Origin of the sequence: Dyadobacter sp. CY326 (assembly GCF_021390515.1) — a bacterium.
Classification (GTDB): domain Bacteria; phylum Bacteroidota; class Bacteroidia; order Cytophagales; family Spirosomataceae; genus Dyadobacter.
Map to the genome: position 1 here is coordinate 296,392 of NZ_JAJUXI010000002.1, position 14,807 is coordinate 311,198.

At 44.6% G+C, this 14,807-nt stretch carries 13 protein-coding genes and 1 tRNA gene; 11 read left to right on the forward strand and 3 right to left on the reverse strand.

Going from position 1 to position 14,807, the window contains the following annotated elements:
- The first annotated feature begins 51 nt into the window (after nt 1-51).
- On the forward strand, nt 52-1,767 hold the full coding sequence (locus tag LZG73_RS01820; RefSeq protein WP_233845786.1) for a pyruvate dehydrogenase complex dihydrolipoamide acetyltransferase: 1,716 nt from the start codon (nt 52-54) through the stop codon (nt 1,765-1,767).
- Nucleotides 1,768-1,889: 122 nt separating this feature from the next.
- Nucleotides 1,890-2,429, forward strand: coding sequence for an ATP-dependent protease subunit HslV (gene hslV / locus LZG73_RS01825; protein WP_233845787.1), 540 nt, complete (start codon nt 1,890-1,892; stop codon nt 2,427-2,429).
- A gap of 2 nt (nt 2,430-2,431) precedes the next feature.
- Here hslV and dacB read toward each other — a convergent pair whose 3' ends face one another.
- Nucleotides 2,432-3,904: a D-alanyl-D-alanine carboxypeptidase/D-alanyl-D-alanine-endopeptidase gene (gene dacB / locus LZG73_RS01830; protein ID WP_233845788.1), complete on the reverse strand. Its 1,473-nt coding sequence runs from the start codon at nt 3,902-3,904 to the stop codon at nt 2,432-2,434.
- A 120-nt stretch (nt 3,905-4,024) separates the two neighbouring features.
- On the opposite strand from dacB, the gene LZG73_RS01835 reads away from it, so the two are divergent.
- The 6 genes from LZG73_RS01835 to LZG73_RS01860 all read left to right on the forward strand — a co-directional run bounded on the left by LZG73_RS01835 (nt 4,025) and on the right by LZG73_RS01860 (nt 10,015).
- Entirely contained in the window at nt 4,025-5,449 is a 1,425-nt protein-coding gene (locus LZG73_RS01835; protein WP_233845789.1) for an MBL fold metallo-hydrolase RNA specificity domain-containing protein, read from the forward strand.
- Nucleotides 5,450-5,483: 34 nt separating this feature from the next.
- A complete protein-coding gene (locus LZG73_RS01840) occupies nt 5,484-6,437 on the forward strand; it encodes an acetyl-CoA carboxylase carboxyltransferase subunit alpha (RefSeq protein WP_233845790.1) in 954 nt (317 codons plus the stop codon).
- A 9-nt stretch (nt 6,438-6,446) separates the two neighbouring features.
- Nucleotides 6,447-7,082: an HAD family phosphatase gene (locus LZG73_RS01845; protein ID WP_233845791.1), complete on the forward strand. Its 636-nt coding sequence runs from the start codon at nt 6,447-6,449 to the stop codon at nt 7,080-7,082.
- The gene (locus LZG73_RS01850; protein WP_233845792.1) at nt 7,072-8,274 is read left to right on the forward strand and encodes a site-2 protease family protein; all 1,203 of its coding nucleotides are present in this window, start codon (nt 7,072-7,074) and stop codon (nt 8,272-8,274) included. Before LZG73_RS01845 ends, LZG73_RS01850 begins: the two co-directional genes overlap by 11 nt.
- Before the next feature lie 7 nt (nt 8,275-8,281).
- Nucleotides 8,282-8,563, forward strand: coding sequence for a hypothetical protein (locus tag LZG73_RS01855; protein WP_233845793.1), 282 nt, complete (start codon nt 8,282-8,284; stop codon nt 8,561-8,563).
- A 411-nt stretch (nt 8,564-8,974) separates the two neighbouring features.
- Complete coding sequence (locus tag LZG73_RS01860) at nt 8,975-10,015, forward strand: phosphotriesterase (RefSeq protein WP_233845794.1); 1,041 nt, start codon at nt 8,975-8,977, stop codon at nt 10,013-10,015.
- A 6-nt stretch (nt 10,016-10,021) separates the two neighbouring features.
- Here LZG73_RS01860 and LZG73_RS01865 read toward each other — a convergent pair whose 3' ends face one another.
- Entirely contained in the window at nt 10,022-10,525 is a 504-nt protein-coding gene (locus tag LZG73_RS01865; RefSeq protein ID WP_233845795.1) for a class I SAM-dependent methyltransferase, read from the reverse strand.
- Nucleotides 10,526-10,714: 189 nt separating this feature from the next.
- Nucleotides 10,715-11,977 carry an asparagine synthetase B gene (locus LZG73_RS01870; protein WP_409014309.1) on the reverse strand — a complete coding sequence of 421 codons (1,263 nt, stop codon included), beginning with the start codon at nt 11,975-11,977 and terminating at the stop codon, nt 10,715-10,717.
- Between the two features lie 204 nt (nt 11,978-12,181).
- Between LZG73_RS01870 and LZG73_RS01875 the strand changes: the two genes are divergently transcribed.
- The 3 genes from LZG73_RS01875 (at nt 12,182) to LZG73_RS01885 (ending at nt 14,726) form a co-directional block, all read left to right on the forward strand.
- Complete coding sequence (locus LZG73_RS01875; RefSeq protein ID WP_233845797.1) at nt 12,182-13,426, forward strand: ABC transporter permease; 1,245 nt, start codon at nt 12,182-12,184, stop codon at nt 13,424-13,426.
- 116 nt (nt 13,427-13,542) lie between these two features.
- Nucleotides 13,543-13,626: transfer RNA gene (locus LZG73_RS01880), tRNA-Leu, on the forward strand.
- Between the two features lie 137 nt (nt 13,627-13,763).
- Complete coding sequence (locus LZG73_RS01885) at nt 13,764-14,726, forward strand: putative phage abortive infection protein (RefSeq protein WP_233845798.1); 963 nt, start codon at nt 13,764-13,766, stop codon at nt 14,724-14,726.
- The last annotated feature ends 81 nt before the right edge of the window (nt 14,727-14,807 follow it).

The window sequence follows — 14,807 nt, forward strand, 5'->3', positions numbered from 1 at the left end:
GACTAAAATCCAGTTTGTAGACCAAGAAACTAAAATACCTTAACAAGCGATATGGCAGAAGTAATTCGTATGCCCAAGATGAGCGACACCATGGAAGAAGGTGTTATCGCAGAATGGCACAAAAAAGTAGGCGATACAATAAAATCAGGCGAAATCATTGCGGAAGTTGAAACCGACAAAGCGACGATGGATCTTGAATCTTATTATGACGGCACTCTTCTATACATTGGTGTTAACAAAGGCGATGCAGTTCCAATAGACGGCATTATGGCTGTTGTTGGCTCTGAGGGCGAAGATTATAAATCATTGCTTGAAGGTGGAAGCACAAACGGCGCTGCAAAAACAGCGAGCGCTGATGCGCCTGCAAATGAGGAAGCCAAGCCTGCACCCGCTCCGGCAGCCGCTGTTGAAACGGCTACTCCGGAACCAGCTCAAAAGCCCGCTGCTCCGGCTGCCTCAGCTGAAAAAATCAATGCCGTTGTTGTCAGAATGCCCAAAATGAGCGACACAATGGAAGAAGGAACATTGGTTGGCTGGCAGAAAAAGGTTGGTGATAAAGTGAAATCAGGCGATATATTGGCGGAGGTTGAAACAGACAAAGCCACTATGGAGCTGGAAGCTTACGAAGAAGGAACGCTTCTATATATAGGCATTAAAGACGGTGAGGCTGTTCCTGTGGATGGCATCATTGCTGTAATCGGCGAGGAAGGCGCGAATGTGGAAGCGTTACTTGCGCGTGAAAACGGCGGAGCAGAAGCGCCAAGCACTGACGCGTCGAGCGAAGGTAAAGCTGCACCGCAAGCATCTTCAAATGGCGAAGACAAATCTGTTTCGGTTGCTGACTCAAACGAACGGATCAAAGCTTCTCCATTGGCAAAACGCCTTGCAGACGAAAAAGGAATCAATTTAAGCCAGATTGAAGGAAGCGGCGATTACGGTCGCATCGTGAAGCGCGATGTGGACGAATTCAAGCCGGCTGCCAAGACCGAAACTCCTGCAACCGCTGCGCCAGCTCCTGCGGCCACTGCTGCGAAAACTGAACAGCCCGCTCCCGCATCCAATGCTCCTGCGGCGCCCGCAACCGGCGACTTTACAGATCTGCCGATCTCACAAATGCGTAAAACGATTGCACGCAGGCTGAGCGACAGCTTGTTCACAGCGCCGCACTTCTATGTTACAATGGAAATTGTGATGGACAAAGCGATAGCATTGCGTCCGCAGCTGAACGAAGTGAGCCCGGCGAAGATCTCATTCAACGATATGGTGATCAAAGCTTGTGCGGTTGCATTGAAACAACATCCGGCAGTGAACTCCGCCTGGTTGGGAGATAAGATCAGAAGATACAATTATGTAAATGTGGGTGTTGCTGTGGCAGTGGACGAAGGTTTGCTTGTGCCAGTAATCCGCGATGCTGACAAGAAGACGCTTTCAACCATTTCCAGCGAAGTAAAAGACCTGGCCGGAAAAGCGAAAGACAAGAAATTGCAGCCAAAGGATTGGGAAGGAAATACATTTTCGATTTCCAATCTAGGAATGTTCGGCGTGGATGAATTTACGGCGATCATCAACCCGCCAGATTCCTGTATCCTTGCCATTGGTGCGATTAAAAAAGTAGCTGCTTTCAAAGAAGATGGAACGGTCTATCCGCAAAACATCATGAAAGTGACGCTTTCGGCAGACCACCGCGTAGTGGACGGCGCATTGGGCGCACAGTTCCTTTTAACTGTCAAAAAATTGCTTGAAGAGCCGATGAGTATGTTGGTGTAACATCGCAGAAATAATAAATGTACAAAGTGTCAGGTTTTGCGACCTGGCACTTTTGTTTTAAACGGATCAAATAAAATACTGCCCACTTCTAGGCGGACTTACATTGAATATATTTAAGCATTATGGAAAAAATACACGCTACGACCGTCCTGGGTGTGCTTCACAACGGAACTGTGTCACTGGGGGCTGATGGGCAGGCTACAATGGGCAACACCGTAGCAAAAAGCAATGTCAAAAAGATCCGGACCTTGATGGGCGGAAAAATACTGGTGGGTTTTGCAGGGTCAACCGCGGATGCATTTACATTGCTTGAAAAGTTTGAGGAGAAATTGAATGCATATGGCGGCAATATGAAACGCGCGGCCATTGAACTTGCAAAAGACTGGCGGACAGACCGTTATCTGCGAAAGTTAGAAGCAATGATGATCACTGCCAACAAGGAAGAAATCCTGGTTATTTCGGGAACAGGCGACGTGCTTGAACCTGAAAACGGCATTGCGGCCATTGGGTCTGGAGGAAACTATGCATTATCGGCTGCGCAGGCTTTGAAAAAACATGCCGGGCACCTGACTGCGGAAGAAATTGTGCGTGAAGGATTAACCGTTGCGGCTGACCTTTGCATTTACACGAATCACAATCTGGTGATTGAAAAAGTGGCTTAAAACTACAATTCCGCCATCAGCGCCATGATCTTGACCAACGCGTCGGTGATGACGCGGTTGCTGCCCGGAAGATATTTGTGCGCTATGATCGAGAAGCTCAAAAGCGAGCCTGATTTGGACGTCACATAGCCAGCATAAGCGCGGGTCCCTTCAATGGACCCGCTTTTTACATGCATGTTTCCTGCTGCTTTGGAGCCTTTTGCCAGGTTGCGCACAGTGCCATTTACGCCAAGAACGCCAATGCTTTTGTAAAAATCATTGAAACTGACGTCTTTATTGGCAACATTCAAAATGTCCGTCAGGCTATGCGTTGTAATGGAGGCCGATGGTGAAAGTCCGCTCCCGTCTTTGATGTAAAAACCTCTCAGATCCGCTCCTCGTCCCGACCAATAGCCGGTTACTGCATTCGCAGCATCATCAAATGCGGATTTTCCCACTAGTCTTTTTCCTGCTTGTTTGAGGAATGTGTCTGCATAAAGATTAATGCTCCAAAAATTAGTTTGCTGACATAAATCGCGCAATGGCGGAGAGTCATATTTGTCTAAAACAATCTTTGGATTTGGATTTGCAACTGGTGATCCCGACTCGGGAATCGGGTTTTCGCCAACGCTAACGGCCGATGCAAGCAAGTTTGTTTTCAATGCAAATGCCGCATATTCTGCCGGATTGGGAATTGAACCTTTAACCGAGAACACAGCTGGACCAGCCGGAATCGTGCCGGTGAGCACGACTGCATTGCCCAGCGGACTGCTGTAAACAATCGTTTGATCGCCCGAGCCTTTTTCTGCCGTCGTAACCTGATTTGTAAAAGTCAGATAGGGAATGGCGGGCTCGATGCCCAGAAATGTTGTCGGATCGCCAGGTTCAACACCGGGTTTGAATTTGATTTTGTATAAATTCTCATTGAAATTAAGTCCCTGCACACCGGCTCCATAATAATTGCCGATATCGCCCCAAATCCACGTGCTGGCGATGGTTTCCGTGTCAAAAAAGGAAGCGTCTGCAATAACTTTCCCTTTTATGTAACGAATGCCTGCTTTTTTTACGGCGGCAACCCAGCGGATAATGAGCTCATTTGCTGCGGGATAACCTTTAAAACGATCGCTTCCCAATGACGGATCACCCGTGCCGTGAATGTATAAATTGCCTAATAATGTGTCGTTCCGGACGACGCCGTCGTGTTCCAGAAATGTTTGAAACTTGAAGTCACCGCCGAAAAGCGCGAGAACTGTTGCAGTGGAGACAAGCTTCAATGTGGACGCAGATGGCAACGAGCGCTCGGCTTTTAAAGCGAAAACATTGCTGCCCTCCTTCACCTTTTTTACACTGACAGATAAGGAACCGCTGCGCATCAATTCGCTGTTTTCAAGTTCCAGCACAGCATCCTGAAAATTATTTAATGCAACACTGTCAATCGATTGCGCATTGGCACAACAACAGAAAAAAAGAAAAAAGAAAAACGGACAGAATTTCATGCTAAATTTAGAAGTGTGGCTTTCCCGCAAAGTGTAGATACCAAATCTAAACTAGTAAGTAATCTCCAATTCTCAGCCGCTTTTTTGGTACTTTTGTAAGATACACCCCATTTCCAACGTATGAAATTGACATTTTGGGGAGCTGCGCAGCAGGTTACAGGTAGCATGTTTCTTTTAGAGACAGACGATTACCGAATTTTAATTGACTGCGGCTCTGACTTTGACTTAGATGAGATCGGTAAGAAAACCAGGTATGAGGAGCAGAAAAGTGTATTTCCTTTTGATGCAAGTTTAATCAATACTGTACTTTTAACACATGCTCACATTGACCACTCGGGTAATATCCCTAACCTTTATAAATATGGTTTTGAGGGACGGGTGGTTTGTACCGAACCGACATTAGCGCTTACTTCGCTTTTACTGAAAGATGCTGCCAATCTGCACCAAAAACGCCTTAATGCTCGCGCCAGCACATCATCCAAGAAGCGTGGCAAGAAAAAACGCGAAGTTCCGATGGACTATTTCGTTGAGAAAAACGTAACCGAAGCATTGGACAACTTCGTTCCTGTGGCGTTCGGGCAGCGCTATCGCATTGCCGATAATGTGACGATCGTGTTTTACGCAGCGGGCCACTTGCTCGGTGCAGCGCACATTGTTTTGGAAGTTTACGAAGACGGCCAGAAAAAAAGAATTTGCTTCTCTGGTGACATTGGCCGAAGCAATTATCCGCTTCTGATCGATCCGCAGGAAATTCCGCAAGTGGATTATTTGGTATGCGAGTCGACATACGGCAACAGACTTCATGAGGATCAGGGATCGCCCGTTGATGCATTGGCTGATGTGATCAAGCGGACTTGCATTGACATTCCGGGCCGGTTAATTATTCCGTCGTTCAGCGTGGGCAGGACGCAAGCTTTGCTTTATACGCTGAACAAAATCTACATGGATCATTCATTTCCATCATTAAAGGTTTTCTCGGATAGCCCTCTGGCGCACAGCAGCACCAAAGTTTACCAGCGTCATGTGAGAATGCTTAATAAAGAAGCACGGACTTTTCAGGATGATAATGACATGCTTTTCGACTTTGATAACCTGATTTATCTCGAAAGCTCGGATGCCAGTAAGGCCGTTTCCAATTACAACGAACCTTGCATTATTATATCATCTTCGGGAATGGTGCAGGGTGGGCGTGTTGAACAGCACGTGGAGGCCAATATAGGAAATCCTTATGCAACCATTCTGATGGTGGGCTATGCATCGGAAGGCACGCTTGGATGGCGGCTTTTGAATGGTCAGGATACAATTTCAATTCGTGGAAAGCAATTGCCGGTCTTGGCTAATATTGAAAAAATTGACGTATTTAGCGGCCACGGAGACCAGAATGATTTATTGAAATTTATCAAATTACAAGATCCGGAAAAGCTGAAAGGCATTTTTCTGGTGCACGGAGAGCAGCAAAGCATGGCTGACTTCCAAAGCAAAATTCATGAAAATGGCTATAAAACGGTAGAAATACCCTTACGCGGACGCACTTACGAACTTTAAGCTGTCCTAAGCCAACACCAACGAGAACCTGAACATGAGAACATACCTGGATTTTGAAAAGCCTATGGCCGAGCTCGAACGCAAGCTCGAAGAAATGAAAACATTGGCAAAAGGAAATAACGTTGACTTCTCCGGAGCCATTTCCTTATTGGAAAACAATATTACAGATCTTCGAAAGGACATATTTGAAAATCTTACCCGCTGGCAGCGCGTGCAGCTCTCGCGGCACCCCGACCGTCCGTACACGCTCGATTACATTGAGCTGATCTGTGATGAGTTTATTGAATTGCACGGAGATCGCCAAGTGCGGGACGATCCGGCTATTATTGGCGGACTTGCGAATGTAGGCGGACAATCATTTATGCTCATAGGACAGCAAAAAGGCAGGAATACCAAACAAAGACAGCACCGGAATTTCGGAATGCCGAATCCGGAAGGTTATCGCAAAGCTTTGCGCTTGATGAAGCTTGCGGAGAAATTTAACAAACCCATTGTCACCCTTATCGACACGCCGGGAGCATTTCCAGGCATGGAGGCAGAGGAGCGCGGACAGGGTGAAGCGATTGCAAGAAACCTGAAAGAAATGTTTATGCTGAAAGTGCCAGTTATCTGCATCGTAATCGGTGAAGGAGCATCCGGCGGGGCATTGGGCATAGCAATTGGCGACCGGGTTTTGATGTTGGAAAACACCTGGTATTCAGTAATTTCTCCTGAAAACTGTTCAGCGATCCTTTGGAGAAGCTGGGATTTTAAAGAGCAGGCGGCCGAGGCGATGAAAATCACAGCCAAGGATATGAAAAAGAATAAACTGATCGACGGCATTATCCCGGAACCACTTGGTGGCGCGCATTTAGATCATCACTGGATGGCCGAAAAGCTGAAAGAAGTGATTCTTGAAAATATCAATGAATTGACTGCGATTGACAATCAGGACAGAATAGACCAGCGTATTGAGAAGTTCTGTGCAATGGGTGTGGTTGTTGAATAAACGGAAGCAATGAAGAACAGTAAGATAAAAAACATCATTTTCGATCTTGGCGATGTAATTCTCAACATTGATGTGCCGGTTGCGTCCAAATCATTTGCTGAGCTAAGTGGCAGGGAACAGGCTGAAATACTTTCGATTTTTAGCGAGAATGCACTTTTCAGACAATTTGAAACGGGTCAACTGGATGAGGCGGGCTTTCGGAATTATGTAAGAAAGATTCTGGACTTTTCTGATCTTTCTGATGAGGCCATTGACACGGCCTGGAACAGTCTGCTGCTCGATCTGCCTCCTGAAAGGGTTGAGCTGCTCAAAAAGCTTTCCGAAAATTATCGTTTGTTTTTACTGAGCAACACCAGCTCCATTCACATTACGCAAGTCAACAAAATCCTGGAAGCGTCCACCGGTGTAGAAAAGCTGGACGACCTTTTTGAAAAAGTTTTCCTTTCCTATGAAATGGGTTTGATGAAACCTGACCCGCAAATTTATTTATCAGTGCTGGAACAAGCAGGTCTGGCAGCGGAAGAAACCCTGTTTTTGGACGACAATCGAGATAATATCGAGGCAGCTGCGAAACTCGGAATCGACACGATCCACGTCCAAAAGCCAACAACAATTTTGGAATATCTCAAAGAATATGCAGTCTAGCACACGCACTTACATCATTCAGGCCGTCCTTTTTATTCTTACAGTCATCACAACAACGATGGCCGGGGCTGAGTGGATGTTTGGCAACATATTCGCTTTCGTTTATGATTTCGCTTACATGCTAGCGGGTGCCGGCGCCGAAAAACCTGTAACGGATGAAAGTGTTAAATTGCTGGGCTGGCCGCAGTTTTTGCAGGGTTTTCAATTTTCAATTCCTTTTCTTGCGATCCTGACAATCCATGAGTTCGGCCACTATTTTGTGGCTCGGGCACATCAGGTTAAAGTTACGCTTCCCTTTTACATTCCACTTTGGTTCGGGATTTCCAACAGCATTGGAACAATGGGTGCATTTATTCGCATTAAATCTGTTGTTCGCTCGCGACTTAAATTCTTTGATATAGGAATTGCCGGACCATTGGCTGGTTTTATTGCGGCGCTGGTCGTTTTATGGTATGGCTTTACACACTTGCCACCTCCCGAATATATTTTTTCTGTTCACCCAGAATATGCACGATTTGGACTGAGTTACCCGCAATTTGCTTACGAAAATGCCGCAGGAAACATCGCATTGGGCGATAACATTCTTTTTTGGTTGTTCAAAACCTACATTGCAGATCCTGCTCGCCTGCCGCACGAATACGAAATGATCCATTATCCATACATTTTCGCAGGATATCTGGCGCTCTTTTTCACCTCATTGAATCTTATTCCCATTGGCCAATTGGATGGCGGGCACATTCTTTACGGTTTAATCGGCAAGAAGAAATTTGATATTGTTGCGCCTATCCTTTTCGGATTATTTGCTTTTTATGCCGGCCTTGGTTTATTCACCGCCGACTCATTTGCAACAGGCAGTAACGAGCTTTTTTACGAACAATTGTTTTATCTGGCGATGTACATTTACTTTTTGTACATCTGTTTCAAAAGGGCCAGCGACAATCCGGCAACCGGCTTGATGTTAGCCCTTATTGTGGTTGTCGGCCAATTTGCCGTTTCCTACCTTCGCCCCGAATGGGAAGGGTCAACAGGTTTTCTGCCATTTGTTTTCATTCTGGGCCGTTTCCTGGGCATCCGTCACCCCGATACGGACGAAAACGAACCGCTAGACACCCCTCGCATCATCCTCGGCATCTGCGCATTGATTATCTTCATCATTTCTTTCAGTCCAACGCCATTTGTGTTGGTAGAGTAGAAAGCCTATGATTGATTTTTTTGACAAAATCATTGATGTTGTTAATAGTAAGAACATCCCGTATATGCTTTCAGGCAGTGTTGCCATGAGTTTGTATATTGTCCCGAGGGCTACGAGAGATTTCGATTTTGTAATACATTTATTGCCAAAGGACGTCGACTTCTTTGTCAGCAGTTTCGCAAATGGCTATTATCGCAACAGGGAATCAGTAATGGAAGCAGCTCTAAATCATGGCATGTTTAACATTATTGATCATGAATCGGGCTATAAGGCTGACTTTATAGTTTAAAAACGAAACTTTTCGTAAGCATGAGTTCGAAAGGAAAATACAGCTAGATTATTTCGGAAAAAGCATTTATGTAGTTACCCCTGAGGATCTGCTCCTTTCTAAGTTAATTTGGATACAAGATCTTCAATCTGGAATTCAAGCCGAAGATATCCGGAACTTATCTGAACTGAAAACCCTTGACTGGTCATATATTAAAAGGTGGATTTATACGCTTAATCTGAAAACATTCAATCTTTTGAGCAATGACTGACACTCCTGAACACATTAAAGGGCTTCAAACTCAGTTGTGGTTATTGAAGACTCCTGGCGAAAGGCTCCGCCAAATGATGACTGATAATGACTCATTTTTCCGGTTTTGCCAAAAGATGGGCAGTCGCGCGATTACGGAGAAAAAGTTGAAGCTGCAAAGTCATGAAGATGGAAGTAGCCAACTTTGAGCCATCCGCCTCGACATTCTCCCGTCGACAATTCGTTGCTGCCTGCGCGGGTTTGCCTTTTTTGACAAATTTTTCCTTTGAAGCGCCTTTTACAAATTCTGTCAATGGTAAGATCAACACTGCTGACCTTGGAAAAACGCTGATTCATGAGCATGTCCTGGTTGATTTTATTGGTGCTGATAAGATTTCACCTAATCGTTGGAATCATGATGAGGTGATCAAAAAAGTGCTTCCTTATCTCCTTGAGATCAAGAAGAGAGGATTTCAAAGCATCGTTGAATGTACGCCTGCATACATTGGTCGGGATGTGGCTTTGCTAACAAAGCTTTCTGAAAAATCGGGTTTGAATCTATTAACGAACACCGGCTATTACGGTGCTTCCGACAACAAATATTTACCAGCATTCGCATTCACCGAAACCGCCGAGCAACTTTCGAAACGCTGGATTGCTGAATTTGAAAATGGCATTGACGGAACTTCCATAAAGCCGGGCTTTATCAAAACAGGCGTCAATGGCGGTCCGTTGTCGGAAATCCATCAAAAACTAATTCACGCAGCTGCCCTAACACATCTCAAAACCGGACTCACAATTTGCTCTCATACTGGCCCTGCGCTTCCAGCGGAACAGGAGCTTGAAATATTAAAAGCGAATGGCGTCAGCCCGACCGCTTTCGTCTGGGTCCATGCAAACGGGTCGAATGAAGAATTTGTTAAATTGGGCAAAAAGGGTTGCTGGATCAGTCTGGATGGGATCAGTGATGAGAATGTGGAGAAAAATGCGGAGTTAATACTATTTTTAAAAAGTCAGAATCTCTTAAAGCAAGTTCTCATCTCGCACGACGCGGGCTGGTTTCGCCCCGGCGAACCGAACGGCGGCGATTTCAGAGGCTATACGACAATTCCTGACAAGCTGCTGCCGCTTTTGAAATCAAAGGGATTCAGCTATGAAGAAATTAAACAATTGATCGTCACCAATCCTGCAAACGCATTCGCTATCAAAATTCGAAAAATCTAGCGCAGATTAACGTTGATTAAGCTTGTCCTTCACAAATTGCCAATCCTGGCCTATCAAGCTGTCCATCTGAATTTCTCCCTTTTGATCATGTCGTCTCACATATTTCCGCGCCTTGCGCAGGAAGAAAGGCTCTCGAATGACCGGGGCAACGAAAGGATCAGATTGCAATGTTCTATTGGTGAATACGTGGGTCGTCGTTCCATTTGAGTAAAACCTACGGCCAAATTTCCTTGCCAAATATTTGAGAGAATCGAGGCTGTAAAATGAGATGTGTTGCCCTGTCTCCGCAGACAAGTAATACCAATTTTTAAACGATTCTATATCATCAGGGACAATCTCCGTTGTAAAAAGAACATTGTCGGAAAGCCTCAGAATCTGCTCAATTTCGCTAAGTGGATCGGCTAAATGCTCAAAGACTTCGAATGCCGTTACAATCTCAAATTCGGTCTTCAACGACAGTTCAGCCAGATCAAAATACTCGGCGAACAGGTTCTGGCAGAATTTAAGCACTTTTGCAGAAAACTAAGGTTTCGTTCCTCCGCCTGTAATTTTGCTTTGCATGGGTTTGCGCGTGCATGTGTTTGACTTCAATAAACACATTCCGAATCGCAAAGCCAGTTACATTTATTTAAAGCTAGAGATTAAATATTCTGCGGTAAACGCTGTCCATTTAATCGCCCCAAATTGAACCCACAAAAACTAAGTTTTCAACTTCTTTTTCTTTGCAGCCGGGAATAAGATGTTATTCAAAATTAGCCGGTAACCGGCCGAATTCGGATGCAGATTAAGGTCCGTTGGCTCCTCTCCTACGCGGTGCTGATAATCTTCCGGGTCGTGGCCGCCGTAGAATGTGAAAAATCCTTTTCCATGCGTGCTATGGATGTAACGCGCCTCTTTTGCAGATTTATTCTCTGCTAAAATGATCACCTCAGGCTTGATAACTCGGTTTTTAAAAGCAGTGGTTTGTCCCAAAAATCCTTTAATAATCGTCTGGTGATTTTGTGTCAGCATGCTTGGAACCGGGTCCCACTTGGCGGAAAACTGAAACAATGAGAAGAAATCATTATTCTCGGTCAAATTGCGCTCTTCGGGCTGGTTATCAATGTCTGAAAATTCAACTTCGTAAGGATAAGTGATCGTCTTGAAGTCCTTGAATGCGAATGTGTTATCAAAATTAAGTTTACCATTGGCAGTTGGATCAGCAGGCGTTCCGTCATAAATCGCTTCTACAATATCCAGTCCTTCCGCGGCAAGTGTAATGTCAAACGTGTCCGTTGCATTGCACATGGCGAACATGTAGCCGCCACCTGAAACAAACTCTGAAATCCTTTTCGCAACGGCCAGCTTCATTTGCGGCACATTGGCAAACTGATATTTATTGGCCGTTTCTTCGGCTTCCCTTTTCTGCTCGCGATACCAGGGAAAATCTTTGTATTGATAAAACTTTCCAAACTGGCCCGTAAAATCCTCATGATGCAAATGCAGCCAGTCATATTCAGGCAGCTTGGCATTCAAAACCTCATCATCATAAATAACATCATAAGGAATTTCGGCATAAGTAAGGACCAATGTAACGGCATCATCCCACGGAAGTTTAGATTTTGGCGAATAAACAGCAATTTTGGGCGCTTTTTGCAGCTTAACCGCGTCCATATTCACGTCCGGCGCACTAATTTGATTCAATATTTGCCCCGCCTGCCCGTCCGAAATCACCTCAAAACTTACCCCGCGTACGGTCATTTCGGAAGCAAATTGTTGATTATAAGCGATCATGAAACTGCCGCCCCGATAATTTAGCAGCCAATCCATTTCCATTTCAAAATTATTCAGAATCCAGTAAGAGATTCCATAGGCCTTCAAATGGTTCTTCTGGCCCTCATCCATGGGGATCAAGAGCTTGTTGGAAACTCCTTGAAATGATATTGTTAAAAAAATGATAAGCGGGATAAACAAGCGTATCACTGGTTTGATTCTTTCACGTTTCATGCGCAGCTTTACAAAAAGTATGTATATTAATGTCTGTCAGGTCCTTTGCAGCCGGATTTATTAAATATATAAAGAATTTAAAAGTATCCGAAATTAAACCAGGCACCGACTGGCCTGAATTATCAGCAGGCAACTGTCATAACGACAGAATGCATATTATGGTGCACAATCTTTACAGCAATGGACATCCGGGAAAATATTGACGAAGGCCTCCGCTCCATCCAGAGCAATTTACTCAGAACCGTGCTCACCGCGCTCATAATCGCCATCGGCATTACATCTCTCGTAGGCATCCTGACCGCCATTGAAGGCATTCAAAGTTCGGTAAACAGCAGTTTTGCCGATCTTGGAGCCAACACATTTACAGTCAAAAATAAAGAGGACGATAATTTCAGAAACGGCGGACGGCGAAGCAAGCAATATCCGGCAGTAACTTACAGACAAGCACTCACTTTCGCGGATAAATTCAAAGCATCCTACAATGCAACTGCTTCACTTTCAGCTGATATAGGCGGAGCAGTTCAAATCAATTATCTTTCCAAAAAAACAAATCCAAACAGCAGCGTGGTTGGGTCTGACGAGCAATATCTGGGCATTAACGGCTATAAGATTGATTTTGGCAGGAATCTTGATAAAAACGACATGGAAAATTCGCTTAATGTTGCTGTGTTGGGCCAGGAAATTGCAAAGAAGCTTTTTGAACGCATTGACCCAATTAATAAGGACGTTACGTTCATGGGCAGCAGATATAAAGTTGTGGGTGTTCTGCAAAAAAAAGGTTCGCTGGGCGGACAAAATGATGCTGACCGGATCATTATAATCCCGCTTGAAAATGGCCGCGGACTTGCCGCAAACCGCGCATTGACTTACAGCATCACCGCTTCCGCGCCAAACATTTCAGATGGCGATTTTATTGTAGAAGAAGCGCGCGGTATCATGCGCAGGATTCGCAACGATGCGTTGGGCAAGGAAGATTCATTCACCATCGATCGCGCAGATGCCATTGCCAAAGATTTTGAAAATGTCACCGGTTATCTGCGCATTGGCGGATTCGGGATTGGCATTATCACGCTGCTCGGCGCTTCCATTGCGTTAATGAACATTATGCTCGTTTCAGTAACCGAACGCACCCGCGAAATCGGCATCCGCAAATCATTGGGTGCAACGCCAAGCGTTATCCGCTTTCAGTTTCTAACCGAAGCAATCGTCGTTTGTATATTGGGAGGCATTGCCGGGTTAATTTTAGGCATTATCATTGGCAATGTCATTTCCGGCCTAATCAGTTCAGGCGGCTCATTTGTTATTCCCTGGATCTGGATGGCGATGGGCATTATTGTTTGCATCGTCGTAGGCGTGCTTTCGGGAATTTATCCGGCCATCAAGGCATCCCGACTGGACCCGATAGAAGCATTACGCTATGAATAAGCACGTTAGAGTGAAGATCAAAAGGAGCCATACTTTTCCTTTTAATTTTTTCAAACATTAGCTTGCTTAATATATTTTTCTCCCTACTTTTGCACTCCCAACAAGAGAAGATCAATGCCCAGATGGCGGAATTGGTAGACGCGTTGGTCTCAAACACCAATGAGGTTACACTCGTGCCGGTTCGACTCCGGCTCTGGGTACATTTTGAAGGTGCAAGTAGTTGTATATCAATTGCTTGCACCTTTTTTGTTTTGTAGTGTTAACACTAGCGTTAACATTTTTCTGCAAAAGGTCTTATAATCAGTGTAAACTAATCTTCCCCATAATACTCAGGAAAATGGATTCTATAAATGAGAAAGTTTATGAAGTCTATGAGAAACCTAATTGGTTGAGAAGACACGTCATCGAAACCGTGATTATCATTGGCGGCCTGTTAGCCATCAATTTGATTTTTATCGCTGACGTATACCGGGAAACTAACACGGTAAATGCTGAGAATGCGGCTCACTTGGGAGACTTTGTTGGTGGCTTCATCGGTACAATTTTCACTCTGATAAGCGTGGTTTTACTTTATTCGACACTAAGGGATCAAAGAGAATCCTCGCACATTGAAAAATTCGAAAACAAATATTTCGAGCTTATAAAAATGCACAGGGATAATGTCACAGAATTTGGAGCAGAAAAATATTCGGGTAAAAAACTGTTTGTTTTGATGATTAGAGAATTCCGATTGATTCAAAAAATTGTTAAACAGATCGCGGAGACACTATCGCTGGAATTTTCTAGTAAGGAAGTATTTGCTATATCCTACTACGTCCTTTTTATTGGTGTCGGCCCAAATTCTTCAAGAATGCTGAGGAAGGCTTTGGTCAAATATGGCAATGAATTTGCGGAAGCGCTTATTGATAGGTTTAGCAGCCATGAGGTAAAGGCTGAGAACAAAAGCGAACGCAAATTAGAATACACCCCTTTTGAGGGGCATCAGTCAAGGCTGGGACACTACTTCCGTCACCTACTACAGGCCATTGCTTATGTAGACAATCAAAAGATAGACATTGATAAGTATGAATATGTAAAAACTATCAGAGCACAACTCAGTACCCATGAACAAGCCTTACTTTTCATCAACAGCCAGAACCCGATAGGTAAAGCATGGGAAGACCAAGCTTTGATCCGAAGATATCGACTGGTAAAAAATATCCCACAGGATTTCTTTGATCCAGAAAACGAAATTGACATCACAGAAGGTTTCCCAAAAGACTACTTCGAATGGCAGGAACCCAGTGACCCACAATCATAGAAATCATAGTACGGTTCTTCAAATGTCTGTATATCAGAATTAAATTTGAAAAATTTTGAAGCCAAGGATTTATAGTCTCAC